Source organism: Chitinophaga rhizosphaerae (assembly GCF_003958645.1).
GTDB lineage: Bacteria > Bacteroidota > Bacteroidia > Chitinophagales > Chitinophagaceae > Chitinophaga > Chitinophaga rhizosphaerae.
The window spans coordinates 721,021-738,779 of the sequence record NZ_RXLO01000002.1 but is presented as its reverse complement, the minus strand read 5'-3'; the positions used below and the strand labels follow the sequence as shown (position 1 = coordinate 738,779).

The following is a 17,759-nucleotide window of genomic DNA, read 5'->3' as shown; positions in this document are numbered from 1 at the left end:
TGATACGTTCTGCTAATATAAGCATTTTTGCAGGCGCAAAACCTTATTTTTGCGGCATATGGAAAAACAAATCATCAACTCCACCAATGCGCCGGCACCGATCGGTCCGTACAACCAGGCCGTGCAGGCAGGCAACATGCTGTTCATCTCCGGCCAGATCGCGCTGAACCCGGAAAGCGGGCAGATGGAGCAAGACGATATCATCGCCGAAACCCATCGCGTGATGCAGAACCTCCGCAACATCCTTTCCGAGGCGGGTATGGATTTTTCCGATGTCGTGAAAAGCACCATTTTCATCATGAACATGGGTGATTTCGGGAAGATCAACGAAGTGTACGGGAAATATTTCACCGGTTATTTCCCCGCCCGCGAAACCGTGCAGGTAGCCGCATTGCCCAAAGGCGCCAATGTGGAAATTTCCATGATCGCCGTTAAATAACCGCCGATGGATATTCTCGTAACCGGCGACAGGCAACGGTGGGAAGCTTTTCGCCAGTCCAGGAGCACCGGTGCGCACCACGTTTTGTACCAACCGGAATTGCAGCCGCTGGAAGGCGGGGCAGACCTGGTGATCGACCTTTCGCTCGACGAGCGGCCGGAAAACCTCATGATCTACGCGCTGCGCCCCGAATTGCCCGTGCTGGGCTGCCTCGTGAAAACGCCGGCAGTGGCCTGGGAGGAATACCGGCGCATATATGCCGTGAACTGGCTGCCCGGTTTTTACGGGATGCCGCGGCTGGAAGTAGGCATCCCCGCGGATGGGGACGCCGAAACGCTGCAATCGGTCATGGCCGAACTCGGGTGGGAATACGACACGGTGAAAGCCGCCGCAGGCCTCGTTACGCCGCGGACCATCGCCATGATCGTCAACGAAGCCTATTTCACGGCGGAGGAAGGGACCGCTTCGCGGGAAGACATAGACATATCCATGAAACTGGGCACCAATTATCCTTTCGGTCCGTTCGAATGGTGCCGGCGCATCGGCATCCGCAACATTTACGAAGTGCTTCGCGCCGTGCATGCCGAAACGGGCAACGAACGTTACCGCATCTGCGATACGCTCGAACAGGAATACCATTCATTTATCCAACAACCCGACTAATTCCGGACATTGGCACAGATCCTCCATATCGACACTGCAACCTCCATCGGCTCCGTATGCCTCGCGCGCAACGGGCAAGTGGTGGAAACGATCCATAATACCGACCAGCGCGAACATGCCGCTACCATTACCCGGAACATCGGGGAGCTGATGAAGCGCCATGGCGTGGCGCATACCGACATCGACGCCATCGCGGTGAGCGCGGGGCCGGGGTCGTATACGGGGCTCCGTGTGGGAACGGCCACCGCGAAAGGGTTGTGTTACACCTGGAAGAAGCCGCTCATCGCCATCTCGACGTTACAGATGATGGCGGCGGGGATGCAGGCGCAGCGGCCTTCCGAAGATGTGTTGTACGCCCCCATGATCGATGCGCGAAGGATGGAGGTGTTCACCGCCGTGTTCGATCAAAATCTGGAAGCACTGTTGCCGCCCCAGGCGATGGTGCTGGAACCTCACTCGCTCGACAACTTTATTGCACAGAAAACCGTCATTTTCTTCGGGGACGGCGCCCCGAAATGGCGGCAATTGTTAGGTGAGCCAACCAATACGCTTTTTCCATCCTACGAAATATCGGCCGGACATATGGTCGGCCTTGCCGCGAAAGCCTTTGCGGATAAGGATTTCCAGGATGTGGCCTACTTCGCTCCACACTACCTCAAAGCCTTCTTCCATCCCGGCAAAAAGTAACATCCGTTGATTTTTTAGCAGATTTTTAGCATTTCCCGGCATCATATTACGCATAGAATTACGTTTATATCTGAAAGGATGTCGGCGGACGGCAAATAGCGCCCGGAAGTGTCATGAAAGCGTCAAATTGTGGAAAAAGTAGGGATATTCCGGGCTATATATTAAAAAAGAAGGTATAGAAATTTTTTTTATTGTGACAGATATTATAATTTTGTCTAATCAATATCCGCGATTATTGTCTAATAGTCCCGTTTTACTGTCCGTTGATCCCTGTCATTTCATTATTTTTTAAAACTATTTTGCGATGGAAAAACAATTATTAACTACCTCTTCTAATACTCTTATTATTTCTAGAGGTAACAATGAAAAAGATCAGATCAAATTGGATTACATTGCCGTTAAGAAAGCCGCGATGGTGTTGAGAGCGATCAACCACAAGCTCCGCCAGCAGATGATTAAGCTGCTGGAGGACCATAAGCGCATGACTGTAACGGAGATTTATGTGAAACTGCGCCTGGAACAGTCGGTAGCCTCCCAGCATCTCGCCATCCTGCGCCGTGCCGGGATCGTGATTACCGAAAGAGACGGCAAGTTTATCCATTATACCATCAACAAGCAGCGTATTGCCGAAGTGGCAAAATTCGTGGAAGAACTGGTGGGATAAGCCACACATCTTTCTTTTTCATAACCGTGCCCTGCCCTGGGCCACCTACGATACTCAAAAGACCGCCCCTGAAGGCGGTCTTTTGTTTTTTCGTATTTTTGCCCAAATCAAAAACCACTATGTACATTAAGCAGTTGTATACCGGGTGCTTATCGGAAGCCGCCTATTATATCGAGTCGGAGGGTGAGGCAGCCATCATCGACCCCCTGCGCGACATCGAGCCCTATCTTGAACTGGCCCACGAAAGAAATGCCGCCATTAAATATATTTTCGAGACGCACTTTCATGCCGATTTCGTTTCCGGTCACCTCGACCTGGCCGCTGCCACCCATGCGCCGATCGTTTACGGTCCTGAAACAAAAACCGGGTTCCCGGTGCATATCGCCAAAGACGGGGAAGAATTCCGCATCGGTAAATTGACCGTTCGCGCCCTTCACACCCCCGGCCACACATTGGAAAGCACCTGCTATCTCCTGCTCGACGAAGCCGGCGAACCGAACGCCATTTTTACGGGAGACACCCTCTTTGTAGGAGATGTTGGCCGTCCGGACCTGTTCAGCGGCAACCTCACCAAGGAGCAACTCGCCGGCATGCTGTTCGAATCCCTCAACACGAAAATCAAAGCCCTGCCGGATGGCGTGATCGTGTATCCCGCGCACGGCCCGGGCTCGTCTTGCGGAAAAAACCTCGGTCCCAATACTTCTTCCACCATCGGCGAGCAGAAACGCGACAACTACGCCCTCCTCGCGGATAACAAAGACGAATTCATCCGCCAGGTGACAGAAGGTCTCAGCACCCCGCCGCAATATTTCCCCATCAACGCACAAATCAACAAGGAAGGGTACGACGCCATGAACAAAGTCATGGAGCGCAGCCTGCAACCTTTATCCATAGCCGCTTTCAAGGAGAAAGTGGAACATGGCGCCGTTATCCTCGACACGCGCCACGCCACCACTTTCACCGAAGGCTTCGTGCCCGGCTCCATCAGCATCGGGCTGGAAGGCCGTTTCGCCGAATGGGCGGGCAGCCTCTTGCCGTTCGATAAATCCATGATCCTCGTAACCGCGCCCGGCCAGGAAGAAGAAACGATCGTCCGCCTCGCACGCGTAGGTTTCGACAAAGTCGAAGGTTACCTCGAAGGCGGATTCGACGCCTGGAAGAACGCCGGCGAAAAGATCGATATGATCATTTCCGTGGACCCCGACGAGCTGGTGATGGACATCCCGCACGACGAAAACCTCCAGGTGATCGACGTCCGCAAACCGGCAGAATTCGCCGACGGGCATGTGAAAGACGCGGTGAACCTTACGCTCAGCGAGCTCACAGACCCCGGTACCATGGCCCATCTCGATGAGCACCTCAACCTTTACGTACATTGCCAGGGCGGCTACCGCAGCGTGATCGCCTGCTCGCTCATGAAGCGCGAAGGCATCCATAACCTCCGCAACGTAAACGGCGGATATGCGAAAATGAAGGACGAGAAAGGGATCGAAATCGAGAAAGAAAAGAACGTACTCAACTAGGTTTAACAAACTTTTGCCAGGAGCCGGGGCCCGAGGGTCCCGGCTTTTTCATATCTGGCAGGAGTTTTGCGCGTCAAGCGTACATCGCCCCGTATGCCCGAAACGTTCCAGATCCCCCGGGAAATCGTATCCCTTTTCAATCACACGAGCTGCCGGCCCGCAAGCCTGCAGCTGGAAGACTTTTTCCGGGGCGGAAACCTTTCGCAGCAGGAGATCCTGAACCGGCAGGCGATCCTGAAAACGTTTATCCGCCACTGGGACCACCTCAAAAATTTTACATATTCCCGGTACGATTTCCACGAAGTCAACGAATTCACCCTGCAGGCCGATTACTTTACATATGATGTGCCTGGTCCGCTCGCGGCGCTTTTCCCTTCGGCCACCCGGCAATCTGCCCGCAGCAAGTGTGTACAGCTGCTTTTTTTCTTCGAACATCTCGACGCGTTTTATTTCCCGCTGCCTGCATCCATCGAATTTCCGGAAGCGTTCCGGGAAAAAATCGAACGCATCCAGGGGTTCCTGTCCGTCATGAACATCAGAAAAGGGGTGAAGGCCGTGCACCAGGACCGGTTCGGCGATGGACTCGCGTCTGTTATGCTGCAGATACTGGCGAATATGAAGCAGCGTCAGCAGTTGGAAGCGTTCTGGGAGTCGTTCCACGAATTCGAAATGTATTGGTCGCTGGCGAAAGGGATCATTGCGCTGGGGCTGAAGTTCCCGGAATTCGGCGATGGGCCGGTGCATCTGGAAGGATTTTACCATCCGCTGTTGCCGAAAGCGGTCAGGAATGATTTTACGGGCGGTTCGAATATCGTTTTGCTGACGGGGCCGAACATGGGCGGGAAGTCGACCGTCATGAAAAGTATCGGGCTTTGCGTGATGCTGGGGCACCTGGGGCTGGCGGTTCCTGCGGAGGCATGCAAGCTCCCGGTGTTTGAGGCATTCCTCTCCGCTGTGAATGTGACGGACGATATCTCATCCGGACTGAGCCATTACATGCAGGAAGTGGTGCATTTGAAGGCTGTGGTGGAAGCCGCGCTGGCGGGGAAACGATGCTTCGCGATGTTCGATGAACTGTTCAGCGGCACCAACACGGAAGAGGCGGTGTCGTTACTGGTGCAGACGGTCCGCGGGCTGGGGAGGTTTTCGTCCGGACTGTTCGTAATTTCCACCCACCTGCACGAAATCCGTCCCGCGCTGGACGGCATGGCGTACGATGTTTTGTGCCTGGATGCGACCATCGACGAGGGGATTCCCCGTCATACCTACCGGTTGAAACCCGGATGGTCGGAATTGAAGTTCGGGCAATTGCTTTTCGAAAAATCCGGGCTACATGAAATGCTGGGGAAAAGCCCATCAAATTAATTTCCCCAATCTAAACATCTCCGCTACAGCGTTGTTGTACTAAATACCCTGTTTATCCCCCGTCAGTAGCATGCAGATCAGCAGTAGAGAAGATTCCGCCGCCCGCCGGGCGGTTTTGGAAGCGGCGAAATACCTAACGTATTGAATTTTAAATTTTTAATCGGAGGATGGCTTGCAATTCGGCAAGTATTCCTTTCCATTTCTTTAAATTTTAATCGTATGAAAAAATCCAAATCCTGGTTACTCGCCTGCCTGCTTGGGTTCGGCGTATTCCTGTACGCTTGCAAACCGAGCGATGCCAAACTTCAGAAAGAAGTTAACGACAAGCTGGCCGCCACCACTCCCGGCGTGATCGCGGAGGTGAAAGGTGGTGTGGCCACATTGAGTGGCGAAGTCATGGACGATGCCACCAAATCTGCCGCCGAAGCTTCGGCCAAGGAAGTGAAAGGGATCAAGTCGGTCACTAACAACGTGATGATCACTCCGCCCCCGCCTCCTCCTCCGCCGGTGGTGATCAGTCCTGACGATCTGTTGAAATCGAGCGTGGATTCCGTTTTGAACGCCAAAGGCATTTCGGGCGTTACGGCCACTATCGCCAACGGGGAAGTTACGTTGACGGGCACTATCAAGAAATCACAACTGAAAACGGTGATGCAGGCCGCAGCCGAAGCGAAACCAAAAAAGATCAACAACAAGCTGACCCTTCAGTAAGCCCTGATCATCCATTCCATCACTCAAAAAAAAATCGCATTATGGCATTACAGGAAAAATATGCGGAACTGATCCAGGCCGCCAATGGCGGCGGCGTTTCCGGGCTGCAGGTGGCCGAACAGAACGGCGTGCTGTACGTGACCGGTACCGCACCTTCGGGCGCCGTGAAAGATCAGCTCTGGGGCATTTATGAAAAACTCGATCCCGAAATGCGTGCGGGCGACCTCGTGCTCAACATCTCCCTGGCCGAAGGCGCCGAACAGGAATACGAGGTGAAATCGGGCGATAACCTCAGTAAGATCGCGAAGAAATATCCGGGCCTTACCTGGCAGAAAATATACGAAGCCAACAAAGACAAAATCAAGGACCCCGACGTGATACAACCGGGCTGGAAGCTGAAGATCCCTTCGGCATAAAGACCCGCAACATATCAAAAGGGCGCCCCGACCGGGCGCCCTTTTGATATGTTCGTTTATTTCGGCTGCTCGGCTGCATATTCCGGCTTCCACTCGTGCTTCCAGCGGCGGTGGCTCCAAACCCAGACTTCGGGCTGCTCATAGATATTTTTTTCGAGGTAGCGGACGAACGCTTCCGTGATCTCTCCCTCTTTCGTTAACGTAGGATGTTCGAACGCGAGGGTGAGCCGGGCTTCGTAATGTCCGCGTTTCATTTTGCGGATGTCTGCAAATACCACGGGAATATCGTTGCGGCGGGCGCTCATTTCGGGCCCTTTGTAAAACGCCGTCATTTTGTTGAGGAACGGGTACCAGTAACAGCGGCGCGGATTGCCGGGGTTCTGATCGGCCACCAGGGCCAGCAGGTACTGCTTTCCCATCCAGGGCGCCATGCCGTTGCGCATATCGTTTGCGGGGATGAGCACCGTCCCGAACTTCTCGCGGAAATGGCGGAACATCCGGTTAACGGCTTTGGCGGTGAGGGGCATGTACACAACGAGGAAAGGGAACTGGACACCCTGCATGCAAAACAGGTTGGCCCATTCCCAGTTGAAGTTATGCCCCAGGTGCAACTGGCAGCTGCGCCCTTCGTTGTACAGTTTATGCAGCGGGCTGAGGTCGCAGATGAAACGCTTTTGCAGGGAGGCTTTGCTCATGGTGAGCAGCTTGATGGTTTCCACCATCATATCCGTGAGGTTGCGGTAATACTTACGCGCCATCCGCCGGATGTCTGCCTCCGGCTTGTCCGGGAACGCCTGGCGGAGGTTGCCCAGCACCGTTTTCCTGCGGTACCCGAGAATATGGTACACGAACACATACAGCAGGTCGCTGATAAGATACAACAGCCACAGGGGCAGGATGGAAACGCTGTAACAAAATGCCAGTAAAATAAAATACATAACCTCGCTCTCTTTTCTCTACAGTATGATATTCTGAACCAGTTCGCTTTTTGACGGGTAATCGGTGTTGTAATGTAATCCGCGGCTTTCTTTCCGGAAGGCGGCGCCTTTCACGATGAGATAACCGGCGGTGATAAGGTTGCGCAGCTCGCAAAGCTGGGGCGAAACGGCGGTTTCCCGGTAAAGGGCTTCCGTTTCGAGATGCAGCATATCCAGCCGGCGCATGGCCCTTTCCAGGCGGACGTTCGTGCGCACGATGCCCACATAATCGCTCATGATCTGCTTCAGCTCCTTGAGGCTTTGCGTGATGAGGATCATTTCTTTCGGCGCGGTGGTGCCCAGGGTGTTCCAGTCCGGAACATCGGCCCGGATGCCGGTGTGCTCCAGTGCCGTGATGGCATCGAGGTAGCAGCGGTGGGCAAACACCATCGCCTCCAGCAGGGAGTTGGACGCGAGGCGGTTGGCGCCGTGAAGCCCCGTGCTGGCGCATTCCCCGCAGGCATAGAGGTTCAGTATCGACGTACGGCCGTGCTCGTCGGTTTTAATACCGCCGCAGCTGTAATGGGCCGCCGGGGCAACAGGGATCATGTCTTTCGACACATCGATCCCGATCGACTTGCATTTCTGGTAAATATTCGGGAAGTGATGGATAAACTTTTCGATATCCATATGCCGGCAGTCGAGATAGACGTGCTCGGTACCGGTGATCTTCATCTCACTGTCGATCGCGCGGGCCACAATGTCGCGCGGGGCGAGGGAAAGCCGCTGGTCGTACTTATGCATGAAATCCTCGCCGGCCGCGTTCCGCAGAATACCGCCGTCGCCGCGCACGGCTTCGGTGATGAGGAACGATTGCCCGCTCACGCCCACCTGGTATAATGCCGTAGGGTGGAACTGGATGAACTCCATGTTCTCGATCCTTCCCTTGGCGCGGTACACCATCGCTACACCGTCGCCCGTGGCGATGGCGGGATTGGTGGTGGTACGGTATACCTGTCCGTTACCGCCCGTAGCGAGGAGGGTGAGGCGCGACAGGATTTTTTCGATCCGGTTGGTTTTTTGGTTGAGGACGTAAATCCCGAAGCACTCGATGTCTTGTGTGGATTTGGTGACGAGGTAGCCGAGGTGGTGCTGGGTGATGAGGTCCAGCACGAAGCAATGCGTCACGACTTCGATGTTTTTCTGGCTGCGGACCGCATCCAGCAGCGCGCGTTCGATTTCACGGCCGGTCACGTCCTTGTGGTGGACGACGCGGAATTCGGAATGCCCGCCTTCCTTGCCGAGCGCCAGGTCGCCATCGGGCGATTTGTCGAACTGCGCGCCCCAGGCGATCAGTTCGTTCACCCTGTCTGGCCCTTCCTTCACTACGATTTCGACGATCTTCTCGTTACAAAGCCCATCCCCGGCGATCAGCGTGTCTTCAATATGTTTCTCGAAGCTGTCGTTCTCCAGGTCGTTGACCACCGCCACGCCGCCCTGGGCGTACTTGGTATTGGTCTCGTCTTCCCTTGTCTTGGTAATGATGGTCACCTTTTTGTCCGGGAACCGTCCGGCCACTTTCAGCGCATACGTGAGCCCCGCGATGCCGGAGCCCACCACCAGAAAATCTGTTTGATGCATAGGCTCCAAAATTAGTCAATAATCGGATTACTTGGCCTTTGTAAATGGCACCTTCCGCACCCGGCCAGACGTTACCTCGAGCCCGGTTACACGGTTTTGCCCCTCGCGCAGGAAGCGCACCAGCCCCAATTCCGGTCCCGAAAGCATCTTCATACAGCGGTTTGATCGGGGAACGTAGCCCGGGCGGCCTACCTTGATGACCTGGTTTTTGTTATCCAGCCCGGTCGTCCGGCGGGCTTCCGGGTAGAACGGTTTATCGTCGAAGCAGGATTTTCATTAAATCCTGTTTCTCAAATAGTATAAACTCCCCGACACGATGAGCCACTGTGCCACCCCGTATGTGGCCATAACGATGACGCCGCTGAAAGGGAAATCCGCGTAAAAAAGCTGGAATGCCAGCACGGTGTCGGACACCACGAAAAAGAATGCCCCCAGGATGCAGCGCACCCCATACCAGGGCGCTCCGAAGCCGAATGCGCGGATCGACAATATCAGCATCGACGTGATGACGATGGTATAAAAAACGACGGGGACCTTCATCTCGCCCGCCTCCGGGTACAGCACGGAAAGCACGATGACCGCATATCCCAACACTGCTGCCATGGCCATTTTCTCCACGATCCCCATTGTGGGCCGGGGCTTCGACCAGCCGAAGAACCCGATGTACATCAAATGCGCCGTGAGAAAGCTCACGAGCCCGGGCAGGAAATATTGCGGGAACAGTAAAAACACATCGCCCGACCAGGAAAAGATCACCGCGGCGAAAATGAAATTCCGGGAAGAATATTGCAGCTTTCCCGCCAGCACCCATCCGTATACCCCCAGCAGGATCATGAGCAGGGGCTTGGTGATAAAGCGGGCCTGCGGAACGTCGAAGACGATCATCCCGATATCCGCGAGCAACGCGAGGAAATAAACAGTTATCCAATAGGCAGGTCTCATGTGGTGGAATTATACCCTCAACTTACGCCCTTTTTAATTGGTGAGCAATACATAAAAAGTGGTACCCTTTTCGGGGATGCTGCTCAGTTTTAATTGGCCGCCGTGCATCTGGATGATCTGTTGGCTGAGGCTCAGCCCGATCCCGGAGCCGGTTTTTTTAGTGGTAAAGAAGGGGATGAAAATCTTTTCCTGCGCGTCGGGGTCGATGCCGGGGCCATTGTCGGTGATCTCGATGATCACCTGTTGCCCGTTAAACGAGCCTTTTACGGTGATCAGCGGCTCCCCGGTCTGGTCCAGCGCGTCCATGGCGTTTTTGATGAGATTGATGAGCACCATCTGCAGCTGCGTTTCATCGGCGTGTATCTCGATATTGTCGGGCGACACATGCGCCCGGTACCGGATGCCCTTGGTCTTCATATCGGCCAGCAGGAGGTTGCTGACGGAGTTGATGAGCTGTTTCAGGTTGAGGGTGGTGAACTGCGGCTTGGGCAGCGTCGTGTAATCGCGGTAAGCGTTCACGAAGTTCATGATGCCTTTGCTGCGGCTTTCGATGGTTTCGAGCGCTTCGCGGAGGTCGCCCACGGCATCGTTCTGCTCGTCGGTGGCGGCCAGGTCGTACTGCACGATGTCTTGCATGGTGCCGATGAGGCTCACGATGGGCGTTACGGAATTCATGATCTCGTGGCGGAGGATCTTCGTGAGGTTTTGCCAGGCTTCCAGCTCTTTCTGTTGCAGTTCGGCATGGATGTTCTGGAGGGAGATCAGCTTCACGAGGCGCCCCTGCAGCCGCACGCTCGCCGCGTGGATCGAAAGCTGCTGGCCGTTTTGCGTGGCATAGAGCGTTTTCTGGCCGGCGGGCAATGCCAGTAAAAGTTGTGCGAGATCGGGGTGGACGTTCTTCAGTTCATCGATATACCGCAACCGGTAAATGCCCAGCAGCCGGAAAGCCGCGGGGTTGATCAGTTCTATCTTTCCATCGGCGTCGAAAGAAAAAACGCCGATGCTGATATGCTGGATGATGGTATCGATATACTTGAGATTGGCTTCCCTTTCCGCGCGCGTTTGCCGGAAGGCTTCTAGCACTTCGTTGAACTGATGGTTCAGGGCGCTGAAACTCTTGCCCAGCTTATTGTCTGCGCTGAACCGGATGGAAAAGTCCTCGTACCGGATGGCTTCCAGGAACAGGGTAAGTTTCCGGTTCACGCGGTTCAGATAATGGTAAAGCGATACCACCTGCGCAATGAGGAACGGCACCACCAGCCAGATCAGCAGCGGGTAACCGGCCTGCCAAACTGCAAAACCCGCCGCCACTGTCAGGATCAGCACTATGAGGCGCAGCAGGATATTGACGCTGAAACGGTTCATGTCAGAGATTGTATTTTTCCATCCGGCGATACAGCGCTGCACGGCTCAAGCCCAGTTCCCGAGCGGCATCGGTAATATTCCCGTTACATTGTTTCAACGCCTGTGCGATCATGTTCCTTTCCATATCTTCCAGATTGAAGCCGGTGTCCAGTTTCTCGGAAGACGCGGCCGATTTCACGAACACGTCTTTGGGCATGAGGGTTTTGCCCTGGCACAGAATCACCGCCCGTTCGATGGCGTGCTGCAATTCGCGGATGTTGCCCGGCCACTCGTAATTTTCGAGCTGGGTGATGAGGGTTTCGTGGAGGAACGCCACCGGTCGGTTGTATTTCTTGCGGTACATGCCGAGGAAATATTCGGCCAGGGGCACGATGTCTTCCCGCCGCTCGCGCAGGGGCGGCAGGTGCACTTCGATGGTATTGATGCGGTAAAGCAAATCCTGCCGGAACTGACCGGAAGCGGCCAGCTGCTGGATGTTTTTGTTGGTGGCGGAAATCAGCCTGACGTCGATGGGGATCTGCTTGTTGGAGCCCACGCGCGTCACCAGCCGGTTTTGCAGCACGGTAAGCAGTTTTGCCTGGAAAGGGACGGAAATGTTACCGATCTCGTCGAGGAAAATGGTGCCGCCGGCGGCTTCTTCGAACCGGCCGGCGCGGTCGTCGCGCGCGTCGGTGAAGGCGCCTTTGACGTGGCCGAACAGTTCGCTTTCGAAGAGGGTTTCGCTGATGGCGCCGAGGTCTACGGGCACGATGGGCTTTTCTTTCCGCATGCTGAGGGTGTGGATGTGCCGGGCCAGCAAGTCTTTCCCCGTCCCGTTCTCACCGAGGATGAGGATGTTGGCGTCCGTTCCGGCCACGCGGCCCACGGTTTCGAGGACTTCCTGCATGGCCGGACTGTCGCCGATGAGCACATTGCCGGTATGAAGTGTGGCCCCGCCGGCCTTTTTTTCCTGCTTGGCCTGGTTGGTGGCCACGGCGGTTTGCATGGCGGCGAGGAGTTTATCGTTTTCCCAGGGCTTCAGCACGAAGTCGGCCGCTCCGGCCTTGATGGCGCGAACGGCCATTTCCACGTCGCCATAGGCGGTGAAAAGGACCACGGTGGCTTTGGGATTGATATCGAGGATTTTATCGAGCCATTCGAACCCTTCCTTTCCGCTGGAAAGATCGCGGGTAAAGTTCATGTCCAGCAGGATGACGTCGTATTCGAAATTGGAAACGAGATAGGGGATCTTTTGCGGATTTTTTTCGAAATCGACCTGTGCGAAATGTCTTTTAAGGAGAAGCCTGGCAGCGCGGAGCACGTCCACGTCGTCGTCCACGATCAAAATTTTACCTTGCTGGATGCTCATGAATATAGGATTAATGCGTTTGGGTTGAAGACAGCAAAACGTATTCCGGGATAGCGGCCCTGCCTGCGGCGGCGCCCTCTTTTTCGCCGGATAGCCCTGCCGTGGCAATATTAACAAACATTCGGGATGTGCGGAGGATATTTTAAGACGGGCCGGAATGCCCGTCCGGATGTCCGGAAACGGACACTCCTTGTCCGCTTTGGAACAGCCCCCGCAGGGAGGGGTACTTCTCTGTCCGCCATGGTAGCGGGTTTCGGGGTTTGGCATGGCTTGGCATGTGGATTGACTTCTCCTGTCCAGCAATTTTAGTCATGGACAGACAGATCAAAAAGAAATATTGGACCAAACAGCGTCTATTTCTGTACGGCGGCGGCGGAGCGGTAGTGCTCCTCCTGCTTTGGGGCTTCATCTTCGCCGACAAGCGCAGCAAGCTCAACGTCGAAAAGGAAAAAATCACCATTTCCAAGGTTACCCAGGGAACCTTCGACGAGTACATTTCCGTAACGGCGGTGGTGCATCCCCTCAAAACCATCCGGCTGGATGCCATTGAAGGCGGATACGTGGCCCGCAAGTTCCTCGAAGGCGGCAGCCTCGTGAAAGCCGGCGATTCCATCCTCCGGCTGGAGAACCAGCGGCTCATGATGGAATTCGTGAACCGGGAAACGGAAATGTACCGGCTCATCAACGAGCTCCAGAACACCAGGCTCCGCCTCAAACAGGACCGTTTCGCCCTGGAAAAGACCCTCAGCGACCTCGATTACCAGGTAGATCAGGCCAAAGATCTGTTCGACAGGAATCATAAACTCTTCAAAGACAAAGTGGTAGCCGAGCAGGAATACCTCAAAACCAAACGCGAATACGAACGGCTGAGCCGCCAGCGCCAGATCGAAGTTCAGTCGCAGGAATACCAGCTCGACAATGCCAAAACCCAGATCGTTCAGCTCGAAGGTACCATCGCCCGCACCCAGCGCAACCTTTCGCTCATGAAAGACAACCTGGCCAACCTGGTGGTGCGCGCGCCGGTAGACGGGCAGTTGTCTTCCATCAACGTGGAAGTGGGCACCAGCATCCAGGCCGGCCAGAACATCGGGCAGATCGACGATATGGATGGTTTCAAGATGCGCGCGGAAGTGGACGAGCATTACATCAACCGCATTATGACCGGGCTGAAAGCCAATTTCGATTTCAACGGGAAAGCCAATGAAATGGTGATCTCCAAAATATATCCCGAAGTACGGAACGGCAGGTTTGAAGTGGACATGAACTTCGTGCAGGCCGCTCCGGAAGGAATCCGCCGCGGGCAATCCTCTCCTATCCGCCTTGAACTGGGGAAATCCTCCGAAGCCTTACTTTTGCCTGCGGGCGGATTCTTCTCGGACACCGGCGGTTCCTGGGTGTATGTGGTGGAAAACGGCGGCAAGCGCGCCGTGAAACGCAAAATCTCCCTGGGCCGCAAAAACCCGGTGTATTTCGAAGTGCTCGACGGCCTCCGGCCCGGAGAACAAGTCATTACGTCCTCCTACGAAAACTTCGGGAACAAGGAAGTCCTGGAATTCTGACCTGACCCAAAACCATTATCATCAACTTCAATCCGAAACAATGATCAGAACAGTCAACCTGCAGAAATTATTCACCACCGAAGAAGTGGAAACCACCGCGCTCAACGGCATCAACATGGAAATCCAGGACGGCGAATTCGTGGCCATTATGGGCCCTTCCGGTTGCGGAAAATCCACGCTACTCAATATCATCGGCCTGCTCGACAACCCTTCCCACGGCGAATACCATTTCTGGGGGCAGGAAGTGGCGCGCATGAGCGAACGCCAGCGCGCGCAACTCCGCAAAGGCGCCATCGGGTTCGTGTTCCAGAGCTTCAACCTAATCGACGAACTGACTGTTTTCGAAAACGTGGAACTGCCGCTGCTGTACCTCAAAGTGCCCGCCAGCGAAAGAAAGGCAAGGGTGGAAGAAGTGCTGGAGCGCATGAACATCATGCATCGCCGCAATCACTTCCCGCAACAGCTTTCCGGCGGCCAGCAACAACGTGTGGCCATTGCCCGCGCCGTAGTAGCAAAGCCGAAACTGATCCTCGCGGATGAGCCCACGGGTAACCTCGATTCCACCAACGGCGAAGAAGTGATGAAGCTCCTCCAGGAGCTTAACGACGCCGGCACCACGCTCATCATGGTGACGCACTCGCCGTACGACGCCGGTTTCGCGCATCGCATCGTGAACCTGTTCGACGGTAAGGTGGTAACTGAAAACATCAAGGAACAATTCCACGTATAAACCCATCGATCCGCCAATATGATCCGCCGTATTCAAATCGCCTGCAGAACGTTGTCCAATCGCCCGCTTTACGCGCTGTTAAATATCGGCGGCCTCGCCATCGGCCTGGCCGTGAGCGCACTGCTGTTCCTTTGGGTGCAGGATGAACATGGCAATGATGGATTCCATCAGCATGCAGATCATATCTACAAGGTAAACACCTGGTTCGAGTCTGGCGGGAAGAAGGAATATTGGGACGAAGCAGCCGCCGGAGACGGTTTCCAGGCGATGCTCCTGTTGCCGTCTATGCTGCTGCCGCTTTTGCTGGTGCTGCTGGCCGGACTTTTCCTCCTGAACCGGTACCGCCGCCATCTGAGCGGCGGGCCTCAAACGCCAATGAACCTTTAACCGCTTAACGACCATCAACATGCACATGCTTCGAAACCATCTCAAGATCGCCTGGAGAAACCTTTGGAACAATAAGGTGTTCGGCGTCATCAACATCACCGGTCTCACCATCGGGATGACGGCCTGCATGTTCATTTTACTATGGGTAGCCAACGAATACAGCTTTAACCGCTATCACGAAAAGCTGCCCAATATTTACCAGGTGTACGAGCATCAGTATTATTCGCATGGCGATATGCTTACCACCACGGCAACGCCCGGGCCGCTGCTGAACAAGCTCAAAACCGAGGTGCCGGGCGTCCGCACCGCCGCTTCCGTGAGCTGGAACGTCGAAAAGCTGATATCGGCAGGGGAGAAAAACCTCAAGTTCAGCGGCCACAATGTCGATAACGAATTCTTCTCGATATTTTCATTCCCCTTCCTGGAAGGCAATCCTTCCCGCGCGCTCACACAACCGGGCAGCGTGGTGCTGACCGATAAAACCGCCGAAGCCCTCTTCGGTAGCGGGAAATCGCTCGGAAAAATCGTCCGGCTTGATAACGCTAAAGACTATACGGTGACTGGCGTGGTGAAAGCCCCGCCGGAAAACAGTTCCCTCAAATTCGCATTCCTGCTGCCCATGCAGGAGCTGAAGGCGGAAAATCCCTGGCTGGAAAACTGGGGCTCCAACGCACCGCGGACCTACGTGCTGCTTGACGGCAAGGCCGATGTCAACAAAGTGAACGCCAGCGCGAAAGACATCATCAAGCGCAACGCGGAAGGGTCTTCCACCGAAATTTTCCTCTATCCCTATTCCGATATTTACCTGAAAGGTTCGTTCAAAGACGGGAAGTTGTTGCCCGGCCGGATGGAATATGTGCGGTTGTTCATCATCGTAGCGGTGTTCGTATTGCTGATCGCATGCATCAACTTCATGAACCTGTCTACGGCACGGGCGGTACAACGCAGTAAGGAAGTGGGTGTGCGCAAAAGCATCGGGGCGGGACGGTTCTCGCTCGTGTCGCAGTTTTTGGGCGAATCGTTCGCGCTGGTGATGATCGCTTCGGTATTGTCTGTTTTGTTGGTATGGCTGTTGATGCCGGCATTCGAATCGATGGTGAATACCACGATCGGCGTGCCGCTGTTCACCTGGTACAACTTGCTGGCGATCTTCCTGCTGGGGCTCTTCACCGGTTTTGCGGCGGGCAGTTACCCCGCCTTCTATCTTTCTTCCCTGAACCCCGTTTCCACCCTCAAGGGCGGGATGCTGCGATTGAAATCTTCTGCGGTTTGGCTGCGGAAGGGATTGGTCGTTTTCCAGTTCGCGATTTCCACCGTGCTCATCGTGGCGGCGGCGCTCGTGTTCCTGCAAATTCAATTCATCAAAAACCGGAACCTGGGATTGAACAAAGACCAGGTCGTTTACTTCACCCGTGAAGGCGGGTTGGCCGAAAACCTGGAAACGTTCCGCCGCGCGCTGGAAGGCAAGCCCGGTATTATGGCCTCTACGGTTGCCAACCAGTTGCCCATCGATGTGGGGAACAGCGGGCAGGGTGTGTCGTGGCCCGGGAAATCCGCCACGGAAACGGTTTTGTTCGATAAAATTACGGTGGGAGACGGCTTCGGGGAAACCATGCAGCTCGAAATGCTGGAGGGGCGTACCTTCTCGGCAGATCATCCTACGGATAAAGACGCCGTCGTTATCAATGAAACGGCCGCCAAGCTCATGAAGCTGCAAAAGCCCTGGGTAGGGCGCGTTATCACCGTCGAAGATAAGCAAACGCCCATCATCGGCGTGGTGCGCGATTTCGCGAGCTCCCATCTTTCCAAGAAATCCGCCCCCATGATCCTGGAATCCTTCAATGAACCGGGCGGCAAAGTGATGGTGCGCATCAAACCCGGCCAGGCAGACGAGGCTTTGGCCAGCATCGAATCCGTATACAAGGAATTTAACCCGGAATACCCGCTGGAGCTGAAATTCATGGACGTTTTCTTCGAGAGAATGTACAAAAGCGAAGCGGTGATCGGCCGGCTGTCGACCGTTTTTACCATCCTCGCCATCATGATCGCCTGCCTCGGCCTCTTCGGGCTGGCGGCCTTCACGGCGCAGCAGCGGACCAAAGAGATCGGGATCCGGAAAGTGCTTGGCGCTACCGTGGGCCAGATCCTCGTGCTGCTCAGCAAAGACTTCCTGCGGCTGGTGCTCGTTGCCGTTGCCATCGCATTGCCGCTGGCCGCCTATTTCATGCAGGGCTGGCTGGAACAGTTCTCCATGCACATCGAGCTCAGCTGGTGGATTTTCGCAGGAACGGCGCTGCTGTCGCTCGCCCTGGCCATGATGACCGTGAGTTACCAGTCGGTACGCACCGCGCGGATGAACCCGGTCAAATCGCTTCGGGCAGAGTAACACCGAACCTTTAAAC

18 protein-coding genes are annotated in these 17,759 nt (G+C 55.1%); 12 read left to right on the top strand and 6 right to left on the bottom strand.

All coding sequences use genetic code 11. From position 1 onward, the window contains the following. The first annotated feature begins 58 nt into the window (after positions 1-58). The 8 genes from EJ361_RS06705 to EJ361_RS06670 all read left to right on the top strand — a co-directional run bounded on the left by EJ361_RS06705 (position 59) and on the right by EJ361_RS06670 (position 6,468). Positions 59-439 (top strand): RidA family protein, encoded by a 381-nt coding sequence (locus EJ361_RS06705; protein ID WP_126244582.1) that lies wholly within the window; start codon positions 59-61, stop codon positions 437-439. A 6-nt stretch (positions 440-445) separates the two neighbouring features. Beyond that, positions 446-1,102 (top strand): 3-hydroxyacyl-CoA dehydrogenase family protein, encoded by a 657-nt coding sequence (locus tag EJ361_RS06700; RefSeq protein WP_126244581.1) that lies wholly within the window; start codon positions 446-448, stop codon positions 1,100-1,102. Between the two features lie 9 nt (positions 1,103-1,111). Then, entirely contained in the window at positions 1,112-1,789 is a 678-nt protein-coding gene (gene tsaB, locus EJ361_RS06695) for a tRNA (adenosine(37)-N6)-threonylcarbamoyltransferase complex dimerization subunit type 1 TsaB (RefSeq protein WP_126244580.1), read from the top strand. Between the two features lie 304 nt (positions 1,790-2,093). Then, positions 2,094-2,453 (top strand): ArsR/SmtB family transcription factor, encoded by a 360-nt coding sequence (locus EJ361_RS06690; protein ID WP_074241384.1) that lies wholly within the window; start codon positions 2,094-2,096, stop codon positions 2,451-2,453. 119 nt (positions 2,454-2,572) lie between these two features. Then, positions 2,573-3,976, top strand: coding sequence for an MBL fold metallo-hydrolase (locus EJ361_RS06685; RefSeq protein WP_126244579.1), 1,404 nt, complete (start codon positions 2,573-2,575; stop codon positions 3,974-3,976). Between the two features lie 93 nt (positions 3,977-4,069). After that, positions 4,070-5,341, top strand: coding sequence for a MutS-related protein (locus EJ361_RS06680; RefSeq protein ID WP_126244578.1), 1,272 nt, complete (start codon positions 4,070-4,072; stop codon positions 5,339-5,341). A gap of 219 nt (positions 5,342-5,560) precedes the next feature. After that, complete coding sequence (locus EJ361_RS06675) at positions 5,561-6,052, top strand: BON domain-containing protein (protein ID WP_126244577.1); 492 nt, start codon at positions 5,561-5,563, stop codon at positions 6,050-6,052. A 41-nt stretch (positions 6,053-6,093) separates the two neighbouring features. After that, positions 6,094-6,468 carry a LysM peptidoglycan-binding domain-containing protein gene (locus EJ361_RS06670; RefSeq protein ID WP_126244576.1) on the top strand — a complete coding sequence of 125 codons (375 nt, stop codon included), beginning with the start codon at positions 6,094-6,096 and terminating at the stop codon, positions 6,466-6,468. Positions 6,469-6,524: 56 nt separating this feature from the next. On the opposite strand, the gene EJ361_RS06665 is transcribed toward EJ361_RS06670, so the two are convergent. From EJ361_RS06665 to EJ361_RS06645, 6 genes are all read right to left on the bottom strand, one after another. Beyond that, positions 6,525-7,406 (bottom strand): lysophospholipid acyltransferase family protein, encoded by an 882-nt coding sequence (locus tag EJ361_RS06665; RefSeq protein WP_126244575.1) that lies wholly within the window; start codon positions 7,404-7,406, stop codon positions 6,525-6,527. A gap of 18 nt (positions 7,407-7,424) precedes the next feature. Then, positions 7,425-9,026 carry an L-aspartate oxidase gene (gene nadB, locus EJ361_RS06660; RefSeq protein ID WP_126244574.1) on the bottom strand — a complete coding sequence of 534 codons (1,602 nt, stop codon included), beginning with the start codon at positions 9,024-9,026 and terminating at the stop codon, positions 7,425-7,427. A gap of 27 nt (positions 9,027-9,053) precedes the next feature. Next, a complete protein-coding gene (locus EJ361_RS25995) occupies positions 9,054-9,179 on the bottom strand; it encodes a hypothetical protein (RefSeq protein WP_262707062.1) in 126 nt (41 codons plus the stop codon). A gap of 123 nt (positions 9,180-9,302) precedes the next feature. Beyond that, positions 9,303-9,968, bottom strand: a complete 666-nt coding sequence (locus tag EJ361_RS06655; RefSeq protein WP_126244573.1) for a lysoplasmalogenase — start codon at positions 9,966-9,968, stop codon at positions 9,303-9,305. A 33-nt stretch (positions 9,969-10,001) separates the two neighbouring features. Further along, positions 10,002-11,333, bottom strand: coding sequence for a sensor histidine kinase (locus tag EJ361_RS06650; protein WP_126244572.1), 1,332 nt, complete (start codon positions 11,331-11,333; stop codon positions 10,002-10,004). Between the two features lies 1 nt (position 11,334). Beyond that, positions 11,335-12,681 (bottom strand): sigma-54-dependent transcriptional regulator, encoded by a 1,347-nt coding sequence (locus tag EJ361_RS06645; protein ID WP_126244571.1) that lies wholly within the window; start codon positions 12,679-12,681, stop codon positions 11,335-11,337. A 311-nt stretch (positions 12,682-12,992) separates the two neighbouring features. Here EJ361_RS06645 and EJ361_RS06640 point away from each other — a divergent pair, with 311 nt between their 5' ends. Genes EJ361_RS06640 through EJ361_RS06625 form a run of 4 tightly spaced genes read left to right on the top strand, consistent with a single transcriptional unit; the run spans position 12,993 to position 17,743 of the window. Then, a complete protein-coding gene (locus EJ361_RS06640) occupies positions 12,993-14,240 on the top strand; it encodes an efflux RND transporter periplasmic adaptor subunit (protein ID WP_126244570.1) in 1,248 nt (415 codons plus the stop codon). Between the two features lie 40 nt (positions 14,241-14,280). Beyond that, the gene (locus EJ361_RS06635; protein WP_126244569.1) at positions 14,281-14,970 is read left to right on the top strand and encodes an ABC transporter ATP-binding protein; all 690 of its coding nucleotides are present in this window, start codon (positions 14,281-14,283) and stop codon (positions 14,968-14,970) included. 18 nt (positions 14,971-14,988) lie between these two features. Further along, the gene (locus EJ361_RS06630; protein WP_126244568.1) at positions 14,989-15,357 is read left to right on the top strand and encodes an ABC transporter permease; all 369 of its coding nucleotides are present in this window, start codon (positions 14,989-14,991) and stop codon (positions 15,355-15,357) included. Positions 15,358-15,376: 19 nt separating this feature from the next. Next, positions 15,377-17,743, top strand: a complete 2,367-nt coding sequence (locus EJ361_RS06625) for an ABC transporter permease (protein WP_126244567.1) — start codon at positions 15,377-15,379, stop codon at positions 17,741-17,743. Positions 17,744-17,759: the final 16 nt, after the last annotated feature.